Source organism: Propionispora vibrioides (genome assembly GCF_900110485.1).
Lineage (GTDB): Bacteria > Bacillota > Negativicutes > Propionisporales > Propionisporaceae > Propionispora > Propionispora vibrioides.
Genome location: NZ_FODY01000008.1, coordinates 1 through 23,810 on the forward strand (window position 1 = coordinate 1; position 23,810 = coordinate 23,810).

The 23,810-nt window shown below is 46.1% G+C and carries 33 protein-coding genes and 1 tRNA gene; 27 read left to right on the plus strand and 7 right to left on the minus strand.

Annotated elements, in window-relative coordinates; all coding sequences use genetic code 11:
- From BMW43_RS08185 to BMW43_RS08205, 5 genes are all read left to right on the plus strand, one after another.
- Positions 1-205, plus strand: a 205-nt coding sequence (locus BMW43_RS08185; RefSeq protein WP_177173509.1) for an ATP-binding protein, incomplete at its 5' end; no start/stop codon positions are given.
- 92 nt (positions 206-297) lie between these two features.
- Positions 298-852, plus strand: coding sequence for a hypothetical protein (locus BMW43_RS08190; RefSeq protein WP_091745626.1), 555 nt, complete (start codon positions 298-300; stop codon positions 850-852).
- 64 nt (positions 853-916) lie between these two features.
- Positions 917-2,458 (plus strand): DNA primase family protein, encoded by a 1,542-nt coding sequence (locus tag BMW43_RS08195; protein WP_091745628.1) that lies wholly within the window; start codon positions 917-919, stop codon positions 2,456-2,458.
- Between the two features lie 58 nt (positions 2,459-2,516).
- On the plus strand, positions 2,517-2,696 hold the full coding sequence (locus tag BMW43_RS08200; RefSeq protein ID WP_143050589.1) for a helix-turn-helix domain-containing protein: 180 nt from the start codon (positions 2,517-2,519) through the stop codon (positions 2,694-2,696).
- A 58-nt stretch (positions 2,697-2,754) separates the two neighbouring features.
- On the plus strand, positions 2,755-3,975 hold the full coding sequence (locus BMW43_RS08205; RefSeq protein WP_091745632.1) for a site-specific integrase: 1,221 nt from the start codon (positions 2,755-2,757) through the stop codon (positions 3,973-3,975).
- Between the two features lie 102 nt (positions 3,976-4,077).
- Here the strand turns inward: BMW43_RS08205 and BMW43_RS08210 are convergent.
- From BMW43_RS08210 to BMW43_RS08225, 4 genes are all read right to left on the minus strand, one after another.
- Positions 4,078-4,167, minus strand: a tRNA-Ser gene (locus BMW43_RS08210).
- Between the two features lie 10 nt (positions 4,168-4,177).
- Positions 4,178-4,630, minus strand: coding sequence for a tRNA adenosine(34) deaminase TadA (gene tadA / locus BMW43_RS08215; protein ID WP_218140630.1), 453 nt, complete (start codon positions 4,628-4,630; stop codon positions 4,178-4,180).
- Between the two features lie 128 nt (positions 4,631-4,758).
- A complete protein-coding gene (locus BMW43_RS08220) occupies positions 4,759-6,447 on the minus strand; it encodes a methyl-accepting chemotaxis protein (protein WP_091745634.1) in 1,689 nt (562 codons plus the stop codon).
- Between the two features lie 127 nt (positions 6,448-6,574).
- Positions 6,575-6,880, minus strand: a complete 306-nt coding sequence (locus BMW43_RS08225; RefSeq protein WP_091745636.1) for a CheW domain-containing protein — start codon at positions 6,878-6,880, stop codon at positions 6,575-6,577.
- Between the two features lie 283 nt (positions 6,881-7,163).
- Here BMW43_RS08225 and BMW43_RS08230 point away from each other — a divergent pair, with 283 nt between their 5' ends.
- On the plus strand, positions 7,164-7,754 hold the full coding sequence (locus BMW43_RS08230) for a response regulator (protein WP_091745638.1): 591 nt from the start codon (positions 7,164-7,166) through the stop codon (positions 7,752-7,754).
- Positions 7,755-8,063: 309 nt separating this feature from the next.
- Here the strand turns inward: BMW43_RS08230 and BMW43_RS08235 are convergent, their stop codons facing one another.
- The 3 genes from BMW43_RS08235 to BMW43_RS08245 form a co-directional block, all read right to left on the minus strand.
- Positions 8,064-8,765, minus strand: a complete 702-nt coding sequence (locus BMW43_RS08235; protein WP_091745640.1) for a hypothetical protein — start codon at positions 8,763-8,765, stop codon at positions 8,064-8,066.
- Positions 8,766-8,847: 82 nt separating this feature from the next.
- Positions 8,848-9,255: a helix-turn-helix domain-containing protein gene (locus tag BMW43_RS08240; protein ID WP_091745642.1), complete on the minus strand. Its 408-nt coding sequence runs from the start codon at positions 9,253-9,255 to the stop codon at positions 8,848-8,850.
- Between the two features lie 240 nt (positions 9,256-9,495).
- Positions 9,496-9,885: a hypothetical protein gene (locus tag BMW43_RS08245; protein ID WP_091745644.1), complete on the minus strand. Its 390-nt coding sequence runs from the start codon at positions 9,883-9,885 to the stop codon at positions 9,496-9,498.
- A gap of 122 nt (positions 9,886-10,007) precedes the next feature.
- Between BMW43_RS08245 and BMW43_RS08250 the strand changes: the two genes are divergently transcribed.
- The 21 genes from BMW43_RS08250 to BMW43_RS08335 all read left to right on the plus strand — a co-directional run bounded on the left by BMW43_RS08250 (position 10,008) and on the right by BMW43_RS08335 (position 23,739).
- Positions 10,008-10,205: a hypothetical protein gene (locus BMW43_RS08250; protein ID WP_091745645.1), complete on the plus strand. Its 198-nt coding sequence runs from the start codon at positions 10,008-10,010 to the stop codon at positions 10,203-10,205.
- Between the two features lie 186 nt (positions 10,206-10,391).
- Positions 10,392-10,880 (plus strand): hypothetical protein, encoded by a 489-nt coding sequence (locus BMW43_RS08255; RefSeq protein ID WP_091745646.1) that lies wholly within the window; start codon positions 10,392-10,394, stop codon positions 10,878-10,880.
- A 126-nt stretch (positions 10,881-11,006) separates the two neighbouring features.
- Complete coding sequence (locus BMW43_RS08260; RefSeq protein ID WP_091745648.1) at positions 11,007-12,965, plus strand: Mu transposase C-terminal domain-containing protein; 1,959 nt, start codon at positions 11,007-11,009, stop codon at positions 12,963-12,965.
- Positions 12,966-12,970: 5 nt separating this feature from the next.
- A complete protein-coding gene (locus BMW43_RS08265) occupies positions 12,971-13,915 on the plus strand; it encodes an AAA family ATPase (protein WP_091745650.1) in 945 nt (314 codons plus the stop codon).
- Between the two features lie 158 nt (positions 13,916-14,073).
- Complete coding sequence (locus tag BMW43_RS21060; protein WP_177173510.1) at positions 14,074-14,247, plus strand: hypothetical protein; 174 nt, start codon at positions 14,074-14,076, stop codon at positions 14,245-14,247.
- A gap of 4 nt (positions 14,248-14,251) precedes the next feature.
- Positions 14,252-14,488: an AbrB/MazE/SpoVT family DNA-binding domain-containing protein gene (locus BMW43_RS08270; protein WP_091745652.1), complete on the plus strand. Its 237-nt coding sequence runs from the start codon at positions 14,252-14,254 to the stop codon at positions 14,486-14,488.
- 1 nt (position 14,489) lies between these two features.
- Complete coding sequence (locus BMW43_RS08275) at positions 14,490-15,125, plus strand: hypothetical protein (protein WP_091745654.1); 636 nt, start codon at positions 14,490-14,492, stop codon at positions 15,123-15,125.
- The gene (locus BMW43_RS08280; protein WP_091745656.1) at positions 15,122-15,577 is read left to right on the plus strand and encodes a regulatory protein GemA; all 456 of its coding nucleotides are present in this window, start codon (positions 15,122-15,124) and stop codon (positions 15,575-15,577) included. The genes BMW43_RS08275 and BMW43_RS08280 overlap by 4 nt, the downstream gene beginning before the upstream one ends.
- Before the next feature lie 20 nt (positions 15,578-15,597).
- Positions 15,598-15,939, plus strand: a complete 342-nt coding sequence (locus tag BMW43_RS08285) for a Mor transcription activator family protein (RefSeq protein WP_091745658.1) — start codon at positions 15,598-15,600, stop codon at positions 15,937-15,939.
- On the plus strand, positions 15,939-16,115 hold the full coding sequence (locus tag BMW43_RS21065; RefSeq protein WP_177173511.1) for a hypothetical protein: 177 nt from the start codon (positions 15,939-15,941) through the stop codon (positions 16,113-16,115). The genes BMW43_RS08285 and BMW43_RS21065 overlap by 1 nt, the downstream gene beginning before the upstream one ends.
- A gap of 109 nt (positions 16,116-16,224) precedes the next feature.
- A complete protein-coding gene (locus tag BMW43_RS21070) occupies positions 16,225-16,389 on the plus strand; it encodes a hypothetical protein (RefSeq protein WP_177173512.1) in 165 nt (54 codons plus the stop codon).
- Positions 16,389-16,622: a hypothetical protein gene (locus BMW43_RS08290; protein ID WP_091745660.1), complete on the plus strand. Its 234-nt coding sequence runs from the start codon at positions 16,389-16,391 to the stop codon at positions 16,620-16,622. The genes BMW43_RS21070 and BMW43_RS08290 overlap by 1 nt, the downstream gene beginning before the upstream one ends.
- A 16-nt stretch (positions 16,623-16,638) precedes the next feature.
- Positions 16,639-17,217: an N-acetylmuramoyl-L-alanine amidase family protein gene (locus tag BMW43_RS08295; protein WP_091745662.1), complete on the plus strand. Its 579-nt coding sequence runs from the start codon at positions 16,639-16,641 to the stop codon at positions 17,215-17,217.
- A 78-nt stretch (positions 17,218-17,295) separates the two neighbouring features.
- Positions 17,296-17,985, plus strand: a complete 690-nt coding sequence (locus BMW43_RS08300) for a DNA-methyltransferase (protein WP_245732276.1) — start codon at positions 17,296-17,298, stop codon at positions 17,983-17,985.
- A 27-nt stretch (positions 17,986-18,012) separates the two neighbouring features.
- On the plus strand, positions 18,013-18,624 hold the full coding sequence (locus BMW43_RS08305; protein ID WP_091745666.1) for a hypothetical protein: 612 nt from the start codon (positions 18,013-18,015) through the stop codon (positions 18,622-18,624).
- A 25-nt stretch (positions 18,625-18,649) separates the two neighbouring features.
- The gene (locus BMW43_RS08310; protein WP_091745668.1) at positions 18,650-18,970 is read left to right on the plus strand and encodes a hypothetical protein; all 321 of its coding nucleotides are present in this window, start codon (positions 18,650-18,652) and stop codon (positions 18,968-18,970) included.
- Positions 18,957-19,253, plus strand: a complete 297-nt coding sequence (locus tag BMW43_RS08315) for a hypothetical protein (RefSeq protein ID WP_091745670.1) — start codon at positions 18,957-18,959, stop codon at positions 19,251-19,253. Before BMW43_RS08310 ends, BMW43_RS08315 begins: the two co-directional genes overlap by 14 nt.
- The gene (locus BMW43_RS08320) at positions 19,254-19,802 is read left to right on the plus strand and encodes a phage protein Gp27 family protein (RefSeq protein ID WP_091745672.1); all 549 of its coding nucleotides are present in this window, start codon (positions 19,254-19,256) and stop codon (positions 19,800-19,802) included.
- The gene (locus tag BMW43_RS08325; RefSeq protein WP_091745673.1) at positions 19,799-21,475 is read left to right on the plus strand and encodes a phage terminase large subunit family protein; all 1,677 of its coding nucleotides are present in this window, start codon (positions 19,799-19,801) and stop codon (positions 21,473-21,475) included. The genes BMW43_RS08320 and BMW43_RS08325 overlap by 4 nt, the downstream gene beginning before the upstream one ends.
- A 1-nt stretch (position 21,476) precedes the next feature.
- On the plus strand, positions 21,477-23,015 hold the full coding sequence (locus BMW43_RS08330; protein WP_218140631.1) for a DUF935 domain-containing protein: 1,539 nt from the start codon (positions 21,477-21,479) through the stop codon (positions 23,013-23,015).
- Positions 23,008-23,739: a phage head morphogenesis protein gene (locus BMW43_RS08335; protein ID WP_091745675.1), complete on the plus strand. Its 732-nt coding sequence runs from the start codon at positions 23,008-23,010 to the stop codon at positions 23,737-23,739. The genes BMW43_RS08330 and BMW43_RS08335 overlap by 8 nt, the downstream gene beginning before the upstream one ends.
- The last annotated feature ends 71 nt before the right edge of the window (positions 23,740-23,810 follow it).

Sequence of the window (23,810 nt, forward strand, 5' to 3'; positions counted from 1 at the left end):
GGTCTCCGGACGGGACTTGCTTGAAGTGGTGGAAGACAGATTTGGATATCGATCCACCGTCATCTCCGGGCAACTTCCGGTCCGAGAGTGGCATGGGCTGTTTGAAGACAGTACAATTGCCGATGCCGTGCTTGATCGGCTCGTTCACAACTCCTATCGTTTCGAACTTTCCGGGCCATCGAAGCGTAACCCGAATGAGCCCTAGAGACTAAAATGAGGATATTACGACTGTAACTACTGAATGATTTTTGTTAAACTGAAAATACTTCACGAGGTGGCCGAATCCGACCGGATTCGGTGCCCGAATGTGACCGGATTGCCGGCCGAATTGGCCGGATTAAGCAGTTATTAACGAGGCTATCAAAATATTCAAAGAAAGCTTGTACCTCCCCCGAAGAAGTCTGTTATGTCGAATTACAAAAAAACACCGCAATTATATATGATAACGGAAATGTAATACCAGTAAACAAAGGGATATTACTTATTACAACAACTACTAACATATGGGGTTATGGCTTTATCAATCATCAGGCTTTTCAGTTTATTCCCACGATTTTAACCCCAAATAGTGAACAGTTCAAGTTATTTATCCAAAATAATGAAAAAGGGGGGAAATTATTATGTACAGACTCAACCTTTGGATTCGAAATTTCAACAAAATACCCGTTAAATATCGGAGAATCCATCATGGCCTACTTTGAAGCAGATCCTATAAGTTTTTACTTAAGCTCCTATTTTCATCCAAGTAAGCAAAACATTCATTTCGCTGCCTTTAATAATGATCAACTAAAAAATTGTTTTTTTACAGCTGCACAGATGATTATTTCACATTATGTAAAACCTGTCGAATAAAAAAAACGTGGGAGGGGGGAATCTCCCCCCTTAATTATACAAAGGATAAATAGGAGGATTTAAATTGAGCTCTAAAAGTTTTCTTTCCAAACATTTGACCACCACAAGAGCCAAGTCTTTATTAGCTAGCAACATGACTGATCTACTATGCAAGACTTCACAAACTACAAATGATTATGTTACCGTTCCAACAGAGTCTCTCCCTAATAATGATATTCAGCCTTTTTCTACTCCAAAGCAAGAAGCTTCTACCGCAAACGAGGCTCCAAAGCTAAATCTCTCAACTTCCATATCAACCCCTACTTTTAAAAAATCGCCCTCTACTCCATATCAAATTGCCAAGTTACTTGTTAGTGAAGGTAACATTTTTGGTGTTTCTGATAATAATTTATATTATTACGATAGAAATTTTAATTACTATAAATTATTGCTTGGAGAAACAGCTGAAATTAATATCAGAAAAGCAATTCCTGAAAATCTTAGAACCGACGTAAACACTTACAAAATTATGGAAATCATCAAATGCCTCAAGTCTTATACTGGCGAGTTATCAACAGCCATACACCCCAACAGTCCTTCACTAGAAGGATATATCAACTTCAGAAACGGGATATTGGATCTTTCAAACAAATCACGGCTAGATTCTCACCCGAGATTTCATTTTACAAACTATATAGATTGCAACTATCCTTTTTATGAAGAAGTTCAAGGATACACATTCAATAGATTTTTATTCAACCTAAGCAACAACGACTCGGAAATCTTGCACCTGTTACAAGAAGTACTTGGTCTTATGATTTCCGAGATTAGAAGTCTTAAAAAATCTTTTTTCTTTTTCGGACCACCGCATACCGGAAAAAGTCTGCTATTAAATGTTATGAGAAAAATAGTCGGTGAAGAATTCTGCTCTAATCTTAGTATTCATGATCTAAATGACAGATTTAGACTAGGCGCTATTTACGGAAAAAAATTAAACATATGCGCAGAGATTAGCGAAGAAAGTCTGAAAAACTTGAGCCAAATAAAAATACTGACAGGAAACGATTCTTCTGTCGCCGAGCTCAAATATCAAAATGCCTTTTCTTTTCAAAATCGAGCTCTTTTAGTATTTGCTGGAAATAATTTACCAAACCTCAAAGCTCCTGATATAACAAACGCTTTTTTTGATCGAATTATAATTATTCCTTTCTTGAACAGTGTTCCTCAAAATCAGCAAGATTACCATTTAGAAACAAAATTGCTACTTGAAAAAGAATATATTGTAGAATTTGCCGTCAACGGACTTCAAAGATTAATCAAGAATAGAAATGCACTATCAGATTGTACTCTATCAACAAGGCTGAAAACTCTATACATCAAGGAACAAAATTCGTTTCACGCCTTCATTGCAGACTGCTGTGAAATTACGCCTAACAGTTTTACAATGACTAATGAAATAGAATGTGCCTATATTAATTATTGTCAATCTAATCGTTTGCAAAGTATTAGTTCTCAAGATTGGCACAAGCTGCTTAAAGGCCATTACAACTTAGACAGCCAAAGGAAACGTCTTTTAGATGAGAACAAACGCGGTTACATCGGAATTAGAATAAAAACTCCGGAATGATTTCCGCATCAATTAACTACTTGAATATACATTATATCCACGAGGAGGAATCCATACTATGGAAAAAGCAACATTAACGGTTAGTGAGACGGCACAATATCTTGGAATAGGGATTAACACCGCCTATAATTTGGTAAACAATAAGATCATTCCTTGTATAAAAATAGGTCGGCAATTTCGCATCCCTAAATCAGGCTTAGATGAATGGCTTATTTATAATTCACATCAGTTAAAATGATATCTTAAAGCTTTTTAGTGTGGAATCTTCTTAATATCGGGATATTGGGAGGATACAAATGAACGGATCAATAAAAGAGCGAATAATAAAAAAGGGCCAGGACAAGCATGGAAAAATTAGAACAAACCTAAAGGTCTATGATGTTTACTACCGTTACAACGATCCTATTACAGGCAAAAATAATCAAACTTCAAAAAAAGGATTCCGCACTAAAGCTGAGGCCGAAGCTTATCTACTTGATGTTAATACGAGACAGGCTACCAGCACTTTTATTCCGATTAAGAATCTAACCGTCAGGGAATATCTACAGGATTGGCTCAAAAACTACGCTGAAACTCATTTGCGGCAAAATACCGCAGCCGGTTATCGTAGCCTGGTGGAAAAGCATATTCTGCCTATAATCGGCAATATCGACTTACAGAAGCTAAACGCCAGCCATATAGATAATTTGTATGCCTTAAAGCTAACTAGTGGCAGACTTGACGGTAAAGGTGGCTTAGCGCCCAAATCAGTCATGTATATTCACAGGGTTTTACATGAGGCGCTTGAACACGCAGCCAAGAAACAAATAATCTTTAATAATCCTGTTAAACGAGTTACCAATACACCTAAACTTAGAAAATACAAAGGAGAAATTTACTCCCCGGAAGAAATTCGGTCCTTGCTTAAGGCAGCCAAAGACACAGATTGGGAAGTGCCTATTTCCTTGGCAGCAATATGTGGAATGAGACGAGGAGAAATCTTAGGACTTAGGAAAACAGAAATCAATCTAGACACAGGAACAATCAAAATTTCCAAACAGCTAATTGCCACCAACAACGGACCTATGTTCGAAAGCCCCAAAAGCGAAGACAGCAACAGAATTATTAATGCTCCCATAGAAGTACTGGATATGATTAATCTTCATATTACTAAGCAAGAAAAAAAGATGGCGCTATTGGACACAGAATATAAAAATTATAGCTTACTTGTATGTAAAGCAGACGGCAATCCGATTGACCCTCGTATCTTTAGTAAAAATTTTTCTAAATTCTTATCGTCCAACCAATTTAAGCATATTCGTTTCCATGACCTGCGGCATTCCTGTGCGACCTTAATGCTAAATTCGGGAGTCCCCTTAAAAGTAGCCTCACAAATCCTCGGGCATAGCACCATTGGAATTACTGCCGATCTCTATACTCACGTAATCGACAACATGAAGAAAGATGCCGCCATCAAAGTAGGTAGCGAAATCTTCGGAAACAACACAACAAACAGTGACAATTCTACACCTAAATGAAGTGTAAAAAGTCGCTTGTTACCACCATGTTACCACGATTGATATAAAAAACAGCAAAGGGTTACAGCGCAAAAGCTGTAACCCCTATTTTTACTAGGTTTATGGCGGAGAGGGTGGGATTCGAACCCACGGTCCCTTTGACAGGACACTTGATTTCGAGTCAAGCACCTTCGACCACTCGGACACCTCTCCAGTTATGCTGTTATTTCTTCCGGCGCTCCCGGAAGAAGTCTTTCATCAGCGCGGAACATTCCTGCGCCCGCACACCTGCCGTTACTTCCAGCCGGTGATTTAGCGCATCATGCTGTACGACATTAAAGATGGATTCAACGGCTCCGGCCTTATAATCCGAACTTCCGTATACCAGACGGTCAACACGGCTCATCACCAGAGCTCCGGCGCACATCGGACACGGTTCTATAGTAACATAAATTGTTGCTCCCGTCAAACGCCACCTGCCAAGCTTCTGACAGGCTTCCCGGATGGCGATAACTTCCGCATGGGCGGTGGCATCATTCCAGATTTCCCGCATATTGTGCGCCCTGGCAACCACCTCATCGCCAACCACCAGCACAGCGCCAATCGGAATCTCCCCCAGCGAGTACGCCTGGCGGGCCTCAAGCAAGGCCAGTCCCATATAGTAGTTATCATCCATCGTCCAATTCACCACGCTCGTTGGCTTAGGCTGTAAAGCAGCGTCGACTTAATGCCGGTCCTGTAATAGTATAGCGTATACTTCCGTCTGATTCAACTCTATTTTTCAGGAAATTATTACAAGTCGATTCAAACTTTGAATTTACTGATAATTTGATTCAACTCAACCGCCATTTTGGCCAAGTCCTCGGCGCTTGCCGAAACACCTTGCAGCTTGAAGTTTTGTTGGGTTGCGGCACCGGCTACCGTCTCGGTGCCGGCACTGGTTTCCTCGGCCACCGCACTGACACTCTGCACATTAGCGACAATGGATTGCATTCCATGCGCCGTTTCCTCAACAGCATTGGCAATCTGCGCTATGCCCGATTGGGCAGCCTCCAATTTGCTCACAATGGTCGTAAAGCCCTCTGCCGCATCGGCTGCAGCAACCTTGCCTGCCGCCACTTCCTCATTGGCCCGTTTTACCAGATTAACCGAATAGGAAACATCACCGGTCATTTTTTTAATGATTTCCCCAATATGCCGCGTTGCTTCTGCACTCTGTTCCGCCAGTTTCCTAACTTCTTCGGCCACTACCGCAAAGCCTTTGCCGGCCTCACCGGCGCGGGCGGCTTCAATCGCTGCGTTCAAAGCCAGCAAGTTAGTCTGTCCGGCAATACTGCCGATAACGGTGATAATCTCCTGTATCCGTGCCGAACCCTCTGTCAGAAAGCCGGATACCGTAGTGATTTCCTGCATAGCCTTCTCAATCGTCTCGTTTTGTGACACGACTTTGCCGATCAAATGCATACCTTCCTTGGCATCCTCTACCGCGTTGCCTGTAGTGCGGTTCACTTCTGCCGCGCTGGCACTCATTTCTTCAGCTCCGGCAGTTACTTCCTCAACGACTGCGGATATCTCGGTAATACTGCTTGTATTTTGGCCGGACCCGGTTGAAATCTCACTGATTGTACGGGATATGATTTCTGAGTTTTGCAGTTGCTCTTCTACCGCCGCCGTCAACTCCTCACTGGAAGCCGCCAGAACATCGGCATCTTGTCTGACCTTGCCGACGATCTCCCGCAAGGCGGTTTTCATGGTAATAACGGCATTGGCCATATCCCCGATCTCATCATTGCGTACAGCCTTCTGATCCTGCGTACTCAAGTCCAGCATGCTTACGGCTTTGACTTCATTCCCCAGATTGTGGAGTCTCCTGGCAAGGGACCGGCTATACCAGACGATCAGCGCTACCAGTAAAAGAATACCAAGTATACTGAACCCAATGACCAGCTTAAATACAACAGCCTGATGTTCATTCTGTTCCTGAACCCGCTCATGCAGCACGATGTCCTGCGCTTTGGACACCACTTCAAACTGGGAATCAATAACCGCTGTTTTTTGCTTGGCCGAATCCAGTAGCGCCGTAAAGGAAGGATCGTTGCGTTTTTTGGCGCTAATGACTGCGTTAATTTCTTCTACATAGGACGTAAGCATAGTCGCCAGCTTCTCACCCTCCCGTTTGGTGCCTGCCGCAGTAGCTGCCGCCGCAAACTCTTTTACCTGCTTTACACTCTTGCCAAACTCATCCATTGCGGTAACGGCCAGTGTCTCGTCGTTATAGCCCAGAAAGCCCCGCAAGCCACTCAGCCCGGCATGAAAATCCGACTTCGATTTTTGCAAGTTTATCGTCCGTTCCACTGTACCGGACAGCATGTCTTTGTAGTTGTCCGTAGCGGCTTCAAACTGATACATAATACCGCTTACCAGTGCGACTAGCAGTGCAATGGCCAGACTAAATATTCCGATTAACTGCATTCTTATTGTGATCCGTTTCATCTTTTCCATCCTCCGTCTCTATAGTATTAGTCCTAACAGTTCCAACATTGTTAAGTTATATAAAAGTTTATTATGTATCATAGAAAATCAATTGACCGCAGCGCCCACTTGCGTACGGCACTCTTTGTTATTCGCTGATGCGCCAGATGCGAAAGATTCCAGCCGGTTCCTGCACTGGCTCGGTTCCTTGCAAATCTTCTACTTTAATAACCTCATCCACCAGTAGTGCCACTTGCAATCCGTGAGAGTTCAGCAACAAAGCCTGTTGGCCAGCAGAGTCAGTAAGTTCCGTCTGTATTTTTATCACCGGGATGCAATTTGACCGTAAAGCCTGGACATCCTGTACCTGGCTTGTCATTCCACCAACGGCGGCACTAATTGTTCCATATTGCTGATTGCCTAAACGAAATACTACAATCCGGTTGTTGCTCATGCCAGGTTTCCTCCTTTACTAGAAATTGCCTTGTTCCAAAGCAAGGACTTGTCTTGCTCTTATATTACTCCGATAAGCTGTTCGCATCATGTAGCATAAGATATAAATAATAATTATTATTTATTAACTATAAAACTCTATAAATAACAAGCATTGCCGACAATTTTCGTCAAATATAGCAAACCTATAAAAAGGTAGAGGAAAAATTGCTTTTTTGTCAAATAGTAGGGTTAGAGTAAAATAGTGAGCAATACCGGAAAAGGTCATGGAGTGAGGAATAACAATGAATCAGACAACTAATGGACGAATCTTGATTGTCGATGATGATGAAGCCTATCTGGCATCATTACGGCGGATTATGCGCGGTCATTTCGATGTAGTAACCACCAAAGATCCTGTTCAGGCTTTAAAGATCTTTGAGTTCCAAGGCCCCTTTGCCGTCGTTATTTCTGATTACCGCATGCCTTTTATGAACGGCATTGAGCTTTTTTCCCGCATTCAGAACCTGGACAAGCAGGTTCAGCGAATTATGCTGACCGGACACGCCGAGCTGCAAATGGCTATTGACGCGATAAATCACGGCAAGATCAACGCCTTTTTAACCAAGCCGATCCCAGCTACGTCCATCCGCTCCATTGTCATTGATTCCATTCAAGCCTATAATCAAAACCAAGGCAGTCATTCCCGGCAGGCAAGCAACGGCGAAAGTCCGGCTGCCTATCGCTTGCCCAAAAGCACTATAAACCCTCAAGTAGTATGGGAAAAAACGAGAAAAAACGGGAAAACCCGAAAGCCTAGTGAGAATAAGGGCTGGCGGGTCTTTTTTTATTTGTGGGCTTACGCATCTAGTTTGGGAAAAAATAAAGGGTCGTAGACATTTATAGACAATTTGTCCACGATTAAAGGACACGATACCGATACCCTTTAAATCCTCTTTAATACTGGTTTAACGGCTATTTTAAGGGTTAAATTGGGGGCCATTTTTCGGCTTTTGCGGTGCGGAGGTGGCGACACAGTGGCGACAGCAATAAAAAAGGCCACTAATGCTTATATCGTAAGGGTCTAAAGCACTTTTGACCTTATAATTAGTGACGACAATTTGGAAGGAAATATATAAGTAATCAGTTAAATATTTATACGTAAGACCAAATAAATATACAAAATAAATGTAATTGTGGATATTCTAGTCTTTAAGCCCCGGCGCAGTCCAAATATAGTCAAGATTTTGATCGAAGTTAGTTTTATTGATATTAGCCCAGTTGATACCGGCAGCTGTGCTGCCTTTAAGCTGACATTTCATTACTAGACTTTCGTGTAACCCGTTAGAATTTTTCATATCAGTATAAATAAAGGCAGTAATTTCATGAATAGCAATACCGGCAGCAAATAGTTCTTCGAATAAATCCGCTGTTTGAATAAGCATAGATTTTTTCGCCATTGTGCTATTATATCCATCAGAACCATTATAGTAAACTAAAACGATCTTTTTATTCGAATCATCGACAAAGTCTTTAACTTCTATCTTTTTGAAATTTTTACCGAGACTTTTACTTGCTATTGATGTAAGAATTGATTCCCGGGACTTGGTTTCAGGTGCTATGTCCTGCTTTTCTTGCCCGTTTACTTGGGGCTGTTCAGCCTTTTTTTGTGTTTCTTGTTCTATTTTTCGTTGTTCCCGTTGAGCAACAATAGCATTCTTTTCTTCGGGTGTCAACAGATAATTATATAATGCAACTGATCCTATAAAGAGAAATACATTCATTAGAACGGATATTATCCATATTCTTTTTGGTTTTTTCTTATAAAGTGCCCAAAAAATACCTATGATTGAGATGAATCCAAACAGTCCAAAGAAAAACATTGCTATTCCAAAAGCTAAATTCATAGGATTACCCCCTCGTTATTTCACAATCTGTAATCCCAGGCGGGCGGCAAACTCTCGCCAGTTTTTGCTGCCATCCAGCGGGTCATGCATGAATTTTTTTTTCTTCTACCGCAGCGCAATGTTCTTTAAAGGCGGTTTCAAATTGGACGATCGCCCAGCTGCGCATGTGTGGGTTGTCGCTCTCCATAATTGATTTTAGAACATCTATCATTCGCTTTAAGTCGGGGTCAAAAAAGGTCTCGACTTTTTGCGCTGCAGCGTCTATAACCACTGTTCCTTTTAAAAGCCATTCCAAAGAAACATTATAGATAGCAGATACTTTAAATAAATATTCCAGGCTTTGTTTTTTGCCATGTTCACAGTCTTTTACGTAACTATAACTATAGCCGATTGACTCGCCAAATGCTTTCTGCGATAGTGTGCCACGGACTTCTTTCAGGCGGACACCTATTGCCTTGTAATCTGGTTCATCTTGTGTAAGATGATCCATGGCTACACTCCTTTCAAGTGTGTATTAACGCTATTCTTGTTGACAATAGCGTGTATAACCACTATAATAAATTTGTAAACATGAATTTGTAAATCTATTATTCCCAAAAAATACCACGTTTAACGGACGCGGTGAAGGGAGGTGAAACAATGTTACAACTGCCCAACGGAGATTTACCGATCATTTGCCCAAAAGCCATGAGGCAATTTGCAACTGAAAAAAGGAACGAATGGGAACTGATTAGACTTTCTCGGAGTATCGCAAGAATTGATAATATAGGGACAGCATCCCCAATAATCCCTGCCCATAAGTTGTTGCATTAAACTCTGGATTCTGTTCAAATCGCTCAAACAGTCCTAACACAGTAACATAGCGCTCATACAGCAAGGCTTGTACAATTTCCGGGGTATTCTGAATGATTGTATGGGTCATTTGATGACAAAGAGCTTCGCTGGTTATTCGGAATAATTTCAACACCAAGTCGTCAACTTCTTTTTCATACAGACGCGCTAAATTCATCATTTCTGAATAGGAAAGCCCTTTTAACCACTTCGTATGAGCCTCTTCAAGAACTGGCAGTCCAATCAAAAATTTAAGCTTCTTAAAGTTTTCTGATGGTTGCTGAACCACAATAATCACCCTTTACAAAAGAATGCTGGAACACGGCAAAAACACTTGAGAATAAAGGCCGGGTCGTTCCGCAAATGCCGTAAGACAGTAATTAAACACTAATTTAAGGGAGGTAAACCAGTATGAAACCTAATGAAATCCGAGCTGAACTGCTTTTAAAAGGCATCCGTCCCACAATGATTGCGGATAAGCTAAAAGTTAGCCGTGCCGCAGTTAGCAGTGTAATTAGCGGAAAACTCAAAAGCATGCGGATACAAGAAGAAATTGCCCAGCAGATCGACCGTAAAGTCGAAGAAATCTGGCCACAATGGGCGGCATGAAAGGATATAAAAAAAGATGGGATGGAAGCGCCAAAGCGCCAAGGGCAATCCGAAGTTTACTAGGCCAAGGAAGCCCGACAACCACCCCATTCTATTTTTAATTCTCCGCTTAACAAATTAATCCTGCAAACCAATTCCGAAAAGGAATTTACAGTACCAGTATAAGCCATCATGGGAGGTTGTACAATGGCGAGACGGAGACAAAAAACAGACCGGAATCTGGAAAACCAAATCAATCTGTTTGACATGATCGAAGAAATTAACCCTAAAAAATTTGACGCCCCAGACTTTCAAATAGAAACTAAACCGCTGGGGCTGCGTATAAAAGAAGCCATATCCGAGGCCATCAAAAACAGCGGCCTCAAGCGTTATGCTATTGCCGGACAAATGTCCGAGTATTTGGGCCTTGAAATCAGCGAAAGTATGCTGAACAGTTGGACTGCGGAATCCAAAGAAGGCCACCGCATGCCAGCAGAATATTATCCTATATTCTGCAAATTGACCCAAGACTACACCATCCTGGACATTTTAATGTCTGCCGCTGGGGGCCGTATGGTGAAATCGGAAGAAATCTATCTTCTGGAAATGGGCCGCCTACAGCAAGCGGAAAAAACCATCCGTCAAAAGCAAAGTCAATTGCAGCGGGAATGGAACCGCGTGCGGGGGGTGAGATAATGCAACTGTTATGCGTTGGCGTCCGAAAAGCTGGTGTGACAGCCATCGCCTATATCAAAAATGGCCATATTGTCATTCGAATGCTTCCCCCTTCAAAACTGCCGCTGACCGAAAGGGTGAAGTCGTATGGTTGAAACCTTTCTCAGCGTAGCGGAAACGGCAGCCCTGCTTGAAACTAGCGAAAGAACAATCCAAAGAAATGCGATGGCTGGCAAATATGGTGAATTTCGCTATGTGGAATCGACTAGTGGCGGCGGACGCGGCGGCAAGATGCTTCAAATCAGGCTGGACGCACTACCGGAAAGCTATCAGACCAAGTACATCGAAGAACAGGGCCTGGGCACCAACGTAAAAAAGGTCAAAACGGTCAGCGCCTATGACCAGGCACCGGCGTGGGCAAGGGAAAAAGCGCACCGGAACCACGCGATTTTGGACGCCTTCGAAAGTTACCTGCTGCGACCCGGCAAGAAAACCGAACTGACGGAACAATTCGTCCGGGAATGGAACCAGGAACACCTCGATGAAACGGTATCCAAAACCACGCTGTATCGCTGGAAAAAAGGCTATCAAAAAGATGGTTTATCCGCTCTCCTGCCCCAGTACGGCCAGAACAGCGGCAAGCGGTTTGCCATCAGTGATGAACTACTGACAGAGTTTATCCGGCTTTTAAAAAAGAATCTCAAAATTGCCGAGTGTCACCGCATTCTGGAACTGATAGCCAAGAAAAACGGCGAGACTTGCCCCAGCGATGCCACCCTGCGGCGGATTGCCAAAGAACTGCCGACGGCGGTCCTGGTGGCCATTCAGGAAGGCAAAAAAGCGTTCTATAACAAATGCCAGACCTTCACCCGCCGCGACCCGGAAAGCGTCCGGGCCGGACAAGTATTTGTAGGCGATCACCGGAAATTCGACTTTTTTATCCTGGGGCCACGCGGCACCTGGGTGCGCCCATGGGTAACGGCCTGGATGGATATGCGAAGCGGCAAACTAGTAAGCTGGACGGTCACCTTCTCCCCGAATACCGACACTATTATGGCATCGTTTGCGGAAGCAGCGCTGGACCCGGCTATCGGGCTGCCACGCGAAGTGTATCTCGACAATGGACGAGACTATTGTAATGAACGGTTTGCCGGTCGCGGCTTCCGCGAACGGAAAGCCGCTCTAGAAGCGGACAAGCAGCGTGTGGTGCCGATGATGGAACGGCTAGGGATTATCACTCACTTTGCCATTCCGGAGAACGCCCGCGCTAAAACGATTGAACGCGTGGCATTTCTGAATATGTCCAATTGGTTCTGCCCGCATATGGACACCTACTGCGGGCGTAATACGGCCCATCGTCCGGAAAGATTGGCCGATAAGCTGAAAGGCGACAAAAACAAAGCGAAGTATAATATCACCCTGGAACAATTAGCAGAAATCTTCGGCGGCTATGTCCGCTACATTTATAATAAACGACCATCAGAACGCGGCAGAGGCCGCGAAGGTGAGTGCCCGGACGAAACCTTTATCCGGACGCGCCTGCCAGTGCGGCAGACAACCGAAGCGGTCATGCAGCACTTCCTTCAGAAACAGACGGGTCGCTACCGGGTGGGCCGCAACGGCATCACCTTCCGGGGGCGTGAATACTATTCGCCGGAAATGACTTTACACAAGAAAAAAGACTTGCTGATCAGTTGCCGACAAAACGACGTCAGCACCATTTATGTGTATGACCTGGATGAACGCCCACTGTTTACGGCGACACTGATGCCGCTGCGCGATGCCCTGCATGAATCGCCGGAAGGTATGCATGACGACGGTTCGCGCAAGAAAGCCGAATGGGAAACGGTCAAAAATCATTGGGCATACCAGGCGGCTGAGAGCGGCGACGCTCCCAGTATGGCGGAAATCGTGGACCTGTTCCGCGAATATGGTCCCCAATCACCTGACCCACAACCGACTACCGTCACCGAAATGGTGCCGGTGCCTGCCGAACTGCGGGAAGCAATCCGGTATAATAGCGCCAACCAAGCCACTGGCACGGACGGCAGGAGCGTTTTTGAAATGATGCACGGAACTAAAATTGAACGACGGAAAGGGGAATAAAGATCATGGATTTTCAGGAAATAGAGCAATTTGTCACTGAGGTAAGAAACCGGGTCAACCAATATCTAAGTTCAGGCAGTAATGAAATTTCCCAGGAGCAACTGGCCAAACAAGCAGGTATTTCCGGTGGGGCGTTGTCCTCATTCCGCGCGGGAAATTATCAGGGAAACAATGAAAACGTAGCCAAAAAACTCATGCCGGTACTGGACGCCATTAAGTCGCGGGAAACGGCAGCTCTGACCGTCAAGGAACCGGAAATTATCGAGACTGCCATCATGCGCGAAATGTGGTTCGGCCTGCAGTACGCTTCCGACCGGAACGACGTCATTGTTATTTACGGCGCACCGGGCATAGGAAAAACCATAACCCTGGAAAAATACGTGAAAAACAATCCCACCGCCCTGTTCGTCACTGCCAGCCCCAACATTCGAAGCGGGCGCGATATTATGGAAGAACTGCTGGAAGCCATGAATAAACGGGCCGAAGGCCGGAACAAGGCCCTAGAAAAAAGCATCATTAGCAGCCTGAAGCACTCCAACCGGATGATTATCATCGATGAAGCTCACTTTCTACGCCTGGACGGGCTGGAAACCTTGCGCCGCATTTACGACGCCACAAAATGCCCGCTGGTGTTGGTAGGAAACCCCAAGATCATGGAGGCAATTACCGAGAAAAACAAAACCGTTACCGGGCAATTTTTTAGTCGGGCGGTGCGAATTGCCCTGGATACCAAGGTCCCCATGGACGATGTGAAAGGCATTGTGCTACAGAATGGCGTCAATCTGACGGATGAATGCCTGCAGGAACTATACAAGGTGGCTAATATGATCGGCGCGCTGCGAATTATGACAAAGCTGTTTCTTTTCGCCTGGACGATTGCCAACAAGAAAAACCAGCCCATTTCCCTGGAAGATATTCTGACTGCCAGAAAAATTATCATCAGCGTGTGAAAGCGAGGGATTGAAAATGAGCAAATTCCGTATGACCTATACCGATACGCGGGAAATCAAAAACATTCTTTATCCCACCCGAAAACGACCGAGTTTGTGGCAGCGCTTCACACACCTTTTGGCAAAAAACTTCTCTTTCTTTTGAGGAGGGCTGAAGAATGGCAACTTGCAGGAAAATTACCCCCAACGGGGAGCGGTTTTTGGCGCTGACGCTCTACCTGGGGCAAGAAGCACAAAAGCGAGGCGTCCGCCTGCGCGTGTGGCGGCTATTAAAAGCCTGGCAGACGGCACCTATAGAGAAACTAAAAATTAAAATCAAAATGGAGGAATAACTGTATGGAACATAACAAAAAAATCACCCGCGCCGGAGGCGTTTCTCTTCCAGTCTCCCTGCGCCGTGAATATGGCATTGAACCAGGGGAAAAAGTTAACGTCAGCGTGAATGCAGCGGGCGTAATTGAACTGAAACGGATTGAAGGCTCCTGCCTCTTCTGCCATAGTGATGAAGAGTTGAAACTGTATGAAGGCCGCCATATTTGCCGTAAATGCCGGGCCGCGATTGGAGGACTGTAATATGGCATATGTTGAGAGCGCCCTGGCCGCCAAAGTAGACCAGGCTCTTAAACTGGAGCAATCCATCAAGGAGCAAAAAAAGGCGTTGGATAAGATTAAAGTGGAATTGCAGACCGCGGCCCTTTCCGACATGGAGAATAAAAACATTAAGCAGGTTCAATTTTTTGGCACTAAAGGCCATTTTGAAGCACTTTACAAAGAAAAGCTGGAAATTGACAATTACCGTATGCTGGTCCGGCTTTTGGGCGATATTGTTCGTGATAAAGTTACCCGCAAGGTGGAAGTAAAATTCGACATTGAAAATCGTTTTAAAGCGGCTTTAATGACCCTTTTAAAAGGGGATTATAAGGCTCACGACCTGGACGGCCTGCTGGCCGATTTGGGCCTGGACGGCAAAGCGATCAAAACAGCCAAAAAGAAACTGAAAGGCGAATACAAAGCTGATAAAAAAACTCTGGAAGCCCTGGGCATCACGGGGGCCTGCGAGGAAGAACTGGACGCCATTCATGAAGTTAAGAATCTGGAACGGGTGCAGCGTTTCTTTGACCTGGAAGCCATCGACCTGGCACAACTCAAAAAAGCCCTCTGGCTGGAAGAAACCTTAAGTGTGGCTCTGTATGCGGAGGAACCGGTATGAGCTACGGACGCGCAGTCAGCAAAAGGAGTATTGGCGTAAATGCCAGCCAACTGGCGCTAATCCACGTAGCGAAAAAAGAACTGGGACTGGATGACGAAGACTATCGGAGCATATTGGAACTATATGGCGGTGTTTCCTCCGCCAAGTTCCTGACCTTGGAAGGCTTTGAACGGGTTATGGAGCATTTGGCGCGGCTAGGCTTTCAAAGTTCGAATACCGCCAACCGGCAGCCCAAGTATAGACCCTATCGGGATGCGGACGGCGCGCCCTATCCCGCCCAGCTAAAAATGATTGAACAGCAATTCGAGCAGCTTGGCTTTTTTGAAGCCGAGCGCCGCCAGGGACTTTGCCGCCGGATTATCAAAAAAGCCTGGCCGCAGACCCGAGCCGAAGCGAATAAAGTGTTTGAAGCATTAAAATCCATGATTGCCAGAAACTATCAAAGGCAGTAAAATGAAAGGCGGTGAAACTATTGGAAAAGGCAATTCGGGAGTTACTGGCCAAGGAAGTGCGCTTGGAAGATTTGCGGGAAGCGCACCCGGCTACCCTTCAGGCAATCAATGCGATCGGCGTGCCCGCGTTCGTAGAAATGTCCCACGCGGCAGGCGGCTGCACCATTTACGTGCCGAAGTTTGAAAGCGTGATTGCTGCCGCTAGAGACCGATTAATCATTAAGGAATTTAATAGAAAAAACTATACGGAACTGGCTATACGGTATGACATTTCCGAAGTATGGGTCCGAAACATTATTAATCGGCAGCGAGTAAAAGAAAGCTCCATTTCACTGTTTAACGATAATTTGGAGGATTTTTAATGGACAAAGTTTTAAATTTGACACTTACAAAATCTGAGATCAATACGATATATGAAGCATTAAAAGAGTTTAAATGCTGCATCATTGAAGATTATCACATGAAAAACATTGAAACTATAATCGAAAAGATGAATGCTTTGAAATCAGGCGACTTTCCTTCTAAAGTACATTTCTAAAGTGCTGTAACTATAAACTTTATAAGCTATATGGGAAAATCCTAGTGTAGATAAAAATCTGCACTAGGATTTTTTATTGTGCTAAACCGACGAAAGGAAAGTGAATTTTATGCCAAGCAAAAATGAAGTCAAAACCCAGATCAATAACTTGTCACACAAAGCCGACGACAAAGTGGAGGAAATTTCCGGGAAGTACAACGTTCCTAAATGGCTGGTTTGGGCTGTTGGTGCGGTTATCGTTATAGGCGGATTGAAACTGTTGGGGCTGTTCTGATGAAAAGTCTTAAAGAGTTTGTTAAGGCCCTGCTTTGGGGACCGGACGGCAATCCCAGTTTAACCAGCACCATGGCGTTAGTGGCCTTCCTGTCTTTTCTTCTCGTAACCGCCTATTTGGTACTGACCGACAAGTCCTGGGCGCATTATGAAGTATTCGCCGGAGTTACTTGCGGCGGTGGTTTATTGACCCAAGTGGGCGGCAAATACATCAATAACAAATCAAATTTCTAGGAAGGAGGAACTGCAAATGTTTAAAATCGCGATTGACCCAGGCCATGCTGGCCGCCGCACTGACCCAGGGGCGGTAAATTCAAACAGTGGCTTACAAGAGGCCGACGTTGCGCTCATAATCGCCAAAAAGGTCACCGGATATTTAGTAAATGCCGGGTGCGAGGTAGCTATGACCCGGCTGGATTGGGAACAGCCCGAAACCGACGACCTGAGTTACCGGACGGAATTGTCCAACCAATTCGGCGCAGACGCCTTTGTCTCTCTGCATTGTAATAGTGCAGCCAATCCGGAGGCAAAAGGGTTTGAGGTCTGGACTTCTCCCGGCCAAACAGCAGGCGACCGCCTGGCTACCTGCATTTATCAGCAACTGGCGTCTGAATTCCCTGACCGATATGGACGCACAGATTATTCAGACGGTGACCCGGACAAAGAAGCCCGCTTTTATGTATTAACCCAAACCGAAGCACCTGCCTGCCTCATTGAAATGGCTTTCATTTCCAACGATGAAGAGGCCGCTCTTCTGGACAATCCAACATGGCAGGACCGTATGGCCAGGGCCATTGCCCGAGGCGTAACGGATTTTATTTCTGCGTAGTAGCGACAGGGGGGAGAAGAGACGGAACGCTTTATCAATCAAATCATCCAGGGGGATTGTCTCCCCATTCTGGAGCAGTTGCCATCGGATAGCGTCGATGCGGTCATTACCGACCCGCCTTATTCGTCCGGCGGCTCAACGATAGCCCAAAAGACGCAGGACCCGATTAAAAAGTATGAACAGACAACTAACAAATTGGTTCACCGCCCTTCTTTCCTGGGCGACAACAAAGACTCCCGGTCCTGGCTGCATTGGTGCGTTTTATGGATTGGTGAATGTTATCGGATTTTAAAGCCCGGCGGTTATTTCCTAATGTTCAGTGACTGGCGGCAACTGCCGCTGGCCACGGACGCACTGCAAATGGGGGAACTGGCCTGGCGGGGCATCATTGCCTGGGACAAAACCGAAGGTGCCCGCGCACCGCATAAAGGCTACTTTAAACATCAGTGCGAGTACATTGTGTGGGGGACGAAAGGCCCCTGCCACAAGGCCGAGCATGCCGGTCCGTATCCCGGCTGTTACCGCTTCCCGGTCAAACAGACGGATAAATTCCATTTAGCCGGGAAGCCAACACCGCTGATGGAACAGCTTGTCACCATCGTGCCGGTCGGCGGCATTATCTTGGACCCCTTTACCGGCTCGGGTACATTGCCGAAGGCCGCCCAGAACATGGGGCGGAATTTCATCGCCATTGAAAAAACGAGCGTGTACGCACAGGTGGCAATGGAGCGGGTAGAAAGCACACCTGTACCCGTATATTTACAATAGCAATTTATCATAAGGAGGTGGCGACAGATGGATATGCAAGCAACAGTTAAAAAATATGGCGTTTCCTTGCTTATTGGGATCGCCATTCTTATCGTTTCATACATTCTCTATGCTTATGTTTCCAACCTACATAGCCGGTTAAGCAGTACCGAAAAGGCGCTGCAAGCTGAAAAGGACAAGCCGCCTGTCATTAAAACCGAAACCAAAACGGTCACACAATTGGCCTACGTTCCCAAGGAAACTGTCATATACCGGGATGCGGCCACTGGCAAAGAAACAACCGGTCTGGAAAAAACGGATGTAGAGTTAACGGTCTCCCCTCCTTCCGTGTATATGCGCTACAACGGCAAAGAGTTTGAAATGGCCGGAATACCCGGAGAAACCAGCAAGTTTGAACAAGGAAAACTTACCGGCGAAGTGACTACCGCCACGACGATCGACGTGACCGATATGGTGGATAAAGAAGTGGAACGCCGGATGGAAGCCAACCGCAAACATATCAGCCTGGGCGGCTATGTCACAAACAAAGGGGCCGCCCTGTCGCTGGGATTAATCAACAAAGACTTAGAATACAAGGCCATTGCTACGGTGCCGGACTATCAGAAATTCTTTGGCGTTGGTATAGAAAAGAAATTCTAATGTTTAGTTTTTTAGGGGGACCCGCATGATCGAACTAAAAGAAATTATTATGATTTTCCTTGGCACCTTTCTAACAGTAGCTATTGGTGCCATCGGCTATTTTCTTAAAGACATTCGCTCTGACATAAAAGACAAGCTGAAAGACCAGGACAAGGCCATTAATAAAGTGGCTGATGATCTTGCGGAGTTTAAAGCCATCCTGCCAACCCGCTATGTAATGCGCGACGACTTCCTGCGTGCCGTGGCAAATCAGGATTATAAGCTGGATATGCTGGCCAAAGAAATGGGTGAAGTCAATAAAAATCTGAATAAATTGATTGGAGGACAAACTCGTGAGACCACGTGAATCCCGTGAAATACGCGGTCGTATTTTAAAAATCCTTGATGCGAACTACCCTTTTCCGGCAGGCGACCATCTTATTTCCCAAATTCTCACCGATGCCCGGTATTGTTGTTCTCCTGCCGAAGTCGAAACGCATCTCACCTACCTTTCGGAAAAAGGATACTTGGAAACTGAGAAAGTGAAAAGCGAAGAACTGGGAATTACTCGTATCTTGGCCAGACTGACAGCGGCAGGCAAAGATTTGCTGGAAGGCAGCATCCCTGCCGACCCGGGTGTGACGCTCTAAATGGCCAAAGATCGTCGGCGGCACAGTAAAATTACAAGTATTCTGCCTGCGGAACTGGTTGAAGCCATTAACAGAAGGTTAGTGGCTGGCGATACCTACCAGCAAATTACCGAATTTATCAATAAAGCCGGACATGACGTCAGTATGTCAAGCGTAGGCCGTTATGGGAAAGACTTCCTGTCACGCTTGGAAAGGCTGCGTATTGTAAAGGAACAAGCCAAAGCCATTGTTACCGATACCAAGGACGGCCCGGCCACCGAATTGGCCGAAGCATCCAATCAACTAGCCTTGCAAAAAATCATGGAATATTTGATGAAAGTCGACACACTGGACGGCTCTAAAGCAACCGAAGTGTTTAAGGCACTCGCTCTTTTGCAGCGGGCGAATGTACAGGTTGAAAAACTGAAACTTGACTACAACCGGGGTATTGACGCCGCAAGCGAAAAAATTAAAGCGGCTTTGAAAGAGGAACTGGCCAGGGAGCCGGAACTGATTGCCCGCTTGTCTGATATGGTCGATGCGGTGGCGGAAGAGGTAAGGCAGAAATGAAAATACTGGCTGATCTAGGGATAAGAAAGCAAAAAAAATATGAGCGCTTTTCCGATTTTCTCCAGCGGGAAGTATACACCGACAACGGCATTTACTCCTTTGACCGTCACCAGGTATTCCGGCAGATTGTGGAAGACATTGACAATGTATTTTTGAAAAACCAGGAAGATGTGGAACTGTCCAACCTAAAAGGAGCGCAGATCGGCGCTTCGACTATCGGCATAGGCACCAGCATGTACATTCCTTCGCAAGGCGGGTTAGATGTTGGGTACTTTCTTCCTACTGACAAATTTGCCGAACGGTTTGACCAAACCCGCTTTACTCCGGCCATCCGGAAAAACACCTATCTCCAGGAATTAATGCGCGAAGGCAAATTTAAAGGAGCCAATCATAAAGGGTTAAAGGAATTTCGCGGTCACTTTCTATATACGTTAGGTCTTTTTGATATAAAAAATGCTATCTCCATTCCTTTGGATTGCAACCTTTATGATGAAGTAGACATCCTGCCGGAAGAAAACATGGAATGGTCGTATGACCGTATTGCCGCCAGTGACATCCGTTTTCGCTATAACTTCTCCGTAGGCATGATGCCGGGACTGGGAATTGACGCGAAATATCAAGACGGCTGCCAATACATCTGGAATGTGAAATGTCCGGCGTGCGGCAAGGATAACCAGGTGCTGGAAGACCTTTTTCCTGCCTGCATCCGTAAAGTCAATGACCGCTGGGAACGGGTCTGCATACGTTGCGGCAAACCCTATGACGTCGAAACAGCAGGCCGCTGGGTGGCCCAATATCCCAACCGGATTAAAGAAGGAAAACTGAGTTACCGTCTGCCGCAGCTTATTGTTCCGGCCATTTCTCTTTCCTACATTATGGACCAATGGGATAAAGCGACAAAGAAAAAATCCCGCAAGGCCAAATTCAACTGCTCTACATTAGCCAAACCTGATGGCGGCGATATGCAGCCCATCACGGAAATGGTGCTCAATTTTAATCGCGGTGAACATAGCCTATGTTATTTTCGCAGTGCAAATCCGGTCTTTGCCGGTGTCGACTGCGGTGACATGGCGCATTTTGCGGCATATGAACGCCTGACAGACAGCAGAAAAAAGTGGATTTGGTTTGAAGAACTGGACTCTGACGAAATGGTGCAGCGGATTGAGGAACTTTGGACCAAATTAGGCATTACCGCTTTAGTCTGCGACTCTAAGCCTTTACGAACGGAGGCCCGCCGGATTGCTTACGCCCATCCCCGCAAAGTTTGGCTGCAGGATTTTTCAGGAACCGAATTACAGGAAGAGACTGCCGAACATCAAGGAAAGCAGTTTCAGCGCGTTACCGTCGACCGGGACGACTCGCTGGAAGAATTTTGCGACCTGTTTTTAAACGAAGCGCAGCCCATAATGCTGTTACCGACCAAGGGGGCTGAATATCCTCCGATACTGGATACCGTGGACGTGCATCTGAAAAACTTGCGGAAAGAAAAAATTCTGGATGCAAAAGGCAATACCATATATCGCTTTTTGAAAGGGGTTGCCAATCACTTTGGCATGGCGATGAACAGCGCCACAATTGCGGAGTACCTGTCCATCGGCAAAACCTTACTTGCAGGCCCGGTTGAATATCAAAGCGTACAACACCGCCGCATAAGGCAGAAAGGAGCGTACTGACTTGATTCTTGACCACAACGGCAATCCTATCACGACACAAAACAAGCGTCCGGACACCCGCGAAATTGCCGTGGCAACGGTCCGGGATAAATACAGTTCCTATCCATCAAGTGGCCTGACACCCGAACGCCTGGCGCGTGTTTTAAAGGAGGCTGACCAGGGTGACATCTACCGGCAAGCGGAACTGTTTGAAGAAATTGAGGAGAAGGACCCGCACCTATTTTCGGTTATGCAAACCCGCAAAAACACGGTGCTGGGGCTTGATTGGGAAATTATCGCCTATTCCGACGACGAACGCGACCAGGAAATCGCCAAATTTGTAGGCAACATTTTATATAATCTCCAGGACTTTGAAGATGCCATATTAGACCTGTTGGACGCTATCGGCAAAGGATTTTCCGTCAGTGAAATCATGTGGGCCATTGAGGACGGCGCTGCTGTTCCCATTCATCTAAAATGGCGGCACCAGAAGAAATTCCGCTATGACCAACTGGACAACCTTCGCCTGCTTACCGAGGAAAACCTGTCTACCGGCATTGAGATACCGCCCAATAAATTCATTATCCATCAATACAAGGCCCGCAGCGGCAGTCCGGCCCGCGCCGGTGTATACCGGGTATGCGTCTGGATGTATTTATTTAAAAATTTTACAGTAAAAGACTGGGTCGCCTTTGCCGAGGTCTACGGCATGCCGATAAGGTTAGGCAAATATGAACCGGGCACCAGCCAGGAAGAAAAAAACGCCCTGCTGCAGGCTGTACTGCAAATAGCCAGTGATGCCGCCGGTATTATATCCAAAAACACGGAAGTGGAATTTATCCAGGCCATTAAACAAGACGGCGACGTCTTTAAAAATCTGGCGCAGTTTTGCAATACGGAAATATCCAAGGCCGTGCTGGGTCAAACCATGTCCAGTGATATTGGCGACTCCGGCAGTTACGCCGCATCCAAAACACACGCCGAAGTCCGCCAGGATATTTTGGAAAGCGATTGCAAGGGCGTTAGTAAAACCATCCGGCGCGACCTCATTCGCCCGCTGGTCCTCTTTAACTACGGCGACGATAAGCGCCTGCCGTACCTGAAATTCCATTATGAAAAACCGGAAGACCAGGAAAAAGAAGCTACGAAATACAAAACGCTGGCGGAAATCGGCCTGCCTCTTGCTACCGAGCACCTATATGAAAAGTTCGGCATTCCGAAACCGGAAACCGGGCAAGAGCTTTTGGCTCCGCTGATGCAAGGCGGCAACCTGTTTCCATCTAAAGCATCCCTGCAAGTTTTTAAAAAGCCTCCGGATATGGTCAGTTCACAGCGAACGATAGATGACCTGGCCGATCAACTGCTGGTGAACGGTGCGCCGATCATCGAAAAGCTGCTTAGTCCCTACATGGCGGCCATTCAGGACGCCAATGACCCGGAGGAACTAAAAGAAAGGCTGCTGGCCATCTATGCCAAACTGGACACAACCGAATTGCAGGAACTGCTGGCGGAGGGCATGTATGTAGCCGACCTGTTTGGCCGGTGGTCCGCTCATGAGTGAGATTGCATTAAAACCTTTAAGTCCCCTGGAAGCCATTGAATACTTTCGCGACAAGATTGTCCTAACGCCTGCCCAATTCTACCAACTAAAAAGGCAGGCCATGGTCAACGCCTTCACGGCGGCGGAAATCACTTCCCTGGATGTTCTCAATGATATTTTTGAAGAACTGGCCAAAGCCCTGGAAAGCGGCGCAACTATGAAGGACTTTCGGGAAGCCATTAACGAGCGTATGGAAAGCCGGGGCTGGGTTGGCCTTACCCCCTTCCGTGCCGATACGATATTCCGTCAGAACACGCAAACGGCCTACCAAGTAGGCCGCTGGAAGCAAATGACCGACCCGGCGGTTATGACCGACCGGCCCTATGGCGTATACAGCGCGGTCATGGACAAGGATACCAGGGACACGCACCGGGCCGTGCATGGTGAATGCCGCCGCCTGGATGACCCGTTCTGGGATACGTGGTATCCTCCTAACGGCTTTCGCTGCCGCTGCAGCGTCCGGACGCTGTCCCAGCGCCAAGTAGACAAGCAAAAAGTCAAAGTATCTACCGGCTCCTGGCAGAGGCTGATTGAGCCACCGGGAAAACCCGCCCGCCAGCTTATTCCGGACCCTGGCTTTGACTATAACCCAGGGAAAGAAGCCTACCAGCCGGACCTTTCCAAGTACACCAAACGGCTGCGCGATGCTTACGAAAAGCGGCAGCGGGAAAAGGCCAAGGCTTAACATACTATTTTGCCCCAAAATCGCTTAAAAAATACACCACCTAACCAAATATACCGGCGATATTTTTTAAA

Excerpts from the sequence above, each read along its gene's own strand:
- BMW43_RS08280 (WP_091745656.1), top strand. The coding sequence starts at position 15,122 with ATGAGCTACGGACGCGCAGTCAGCAAAAGGAGTATTGGCGTAAATGCC.
- BMW43_RS08260 (WP_091745648.1), top strand. The coding sequence starts at position 11,007 with ATGGTTGAAACCTTTCTCAGCGTAGCGGAAACGGCAGCCCTGCTTGAA.
- BMW43_RS08335 (WP_091745675.1), top strand. The coding sequence starts at position 23,008 with ATGAGTGAGATTGCATTAAAACCTTTAAGTCCCCTGGAAGCCATTGAA.
- BMW43_RS08255 (WP_091745646.1), top strand. The coding sequence starts at position 10,392 with ATGGCGAGACGGAGACAAAAAACAGACCGGAATCTGGAAAACCAAATC.
- BMW43_RS08270 (WP_091745652.1), top strand. The coding sequence starts at position 14,252 with ATGGAACATAACAAAAAAATCACCCGCGCCGGAGGCGTTTCTCTTCCA.
- BMW43_RS08230 (WP_091745638.1), top strand. The coding sequence starts at position 7,164 with ATGAATCAGACAACTAATGGACGAATCTTGATTGTCGATGATGATGAA.
- BMW43_RS08265 (WP_091745650.1), top strand. The coding sequence starts at position 12,971 with ATGGATTTTCAGGAAATAGAGCAATTTGTCACTGAGGTAAGAAACCGG.
- BMW43_RS21070 (WP_177173512.1), top strand. The coding sequence starts at position 16,225 with ATGCCAAGCAAAAATGAAGTCAAAACCCAGATCAATAACTTGTCACAC.
- BMW43_RS08305 (WP_091745666.1), top strand. The coding sequence starts at position 18,013 with ATGGATATGCAAGCAACAGTTAAAAAATATGGCGTTTCCTTGCTTATT.
- BMW43_RS08325 (WP_091745673.1), top strand. The coding sequence starts at position 19,799 with ATGAAAATACTGGCTGATCTAGGGATAAGAAAGCAAAAAAAATATGAG.
- BMW43_RS21060 (WP_177173510.1), top strand. The coding sequence starts at position 14,074 with ATGGCAACTTGCAGGAAAATTACCCCCAACGGGGAGCGGTTTTTGGCG.
- BMW43_RS08200 (WP_143050589.1), top strand. The coding sequence starts at position 2,517 with ATGGAAAAAGCAACATTAACGGTTAGTGAGACGGCACAATATCTTGGA.
- BMW43_RS21065 (WP_177173511.1), top strand. The coding sequence starts at position 15,939 with ATGGACAAAGTTTTAAATTTGACACTTACAAAATCTGAGATCAATACG.
- BMW43_RS08320 (WP_091745672.1), top strand. The coding sequence starts at position 19,254 with ATGGCCAAAGATCGTCGGCGGCACAGTAAAATTACAAGTATTCTGCCT.
- BMW43_RS08220 (WP_091745634.1), bottom strand. The coding sequence starts at position 6,447 with ATGAAACGGATCACAATAAGAATGCAGTTAATCGGAATATTTAGTCTG.
- BMW43_RS08310 (WP_091745668.1), top strand. The coding sequence starts at position 18,650 with ATGATCGAACTAAAAGAAATTATTATGATTTTCCTTGGCACCTTTCTA.
- BMW43_RS08250 (WP_091745645.1), top strand. The coding sequence starts at position 10,008 with ATGAAACCTAATGAAATCCGAGCTGAACTGCTTTTAAAAGGCATCCGT.
- BMW43_RS08275 (WP_091745654.1), top strand. The coding sequence starts at position 14,490 with ATGGCATATGTTGAGAGCGCCCTGGCCGCCAAAGTAGACCAGGCTCTT.
- BMW43_RS08205 (WP_091745632.1), top strand. The coding sequence starts at position 2,755 with ATGAACGGATCAATAAAAGAGCGAATAATAAAAAAGGGCCAGGACAAG.
- tadA (WP_218140630.1), bottom strand. The coding sequence starts at position 4,630 with ATGGATGATAACTACTATATGGGACTGGCCTTGCTTGAGGCCCGCCAG.
- BMW43_RS08290 (WP_091745660.1), top strand. The coding sequence starts at position 16,389 with ATGAAAAGTCTTAAAGAGTTTGTTAAGGCCCTGCTTTGGGGACCGGAC.
- BMW43_RS08240 (WP_091745642.1), bottom strand. The coding sequence starts at position 9,255 with ATGGATCATCTTACACAAGATGAACCAGATTACAAGGCAATAGGTGTC.
- BMW43_RS08295 (WP_091745662.1), top strand. The coding sequence starts at position 16,639 with ATGTTTAAAATCGCGATTGACCCAGGCCATGCTGGCCGCCGCACTGAC.
- BMW43_RS08235 (WP_091745640.1), bottom strand. The coding sequence starts at position 8,765 with ATGAATTTAGCTTTTGGAATAGCAATGTTTTTCTTTGGACTGTTTGGA.
- BMW43_RS08225 (WP_091745636.1), bottom strand. The coding sequence starts at position 6,880 with ATGAGCAACAACCGGATTGTAGTATTTCGTTTAGGCAATCAGCAATAT.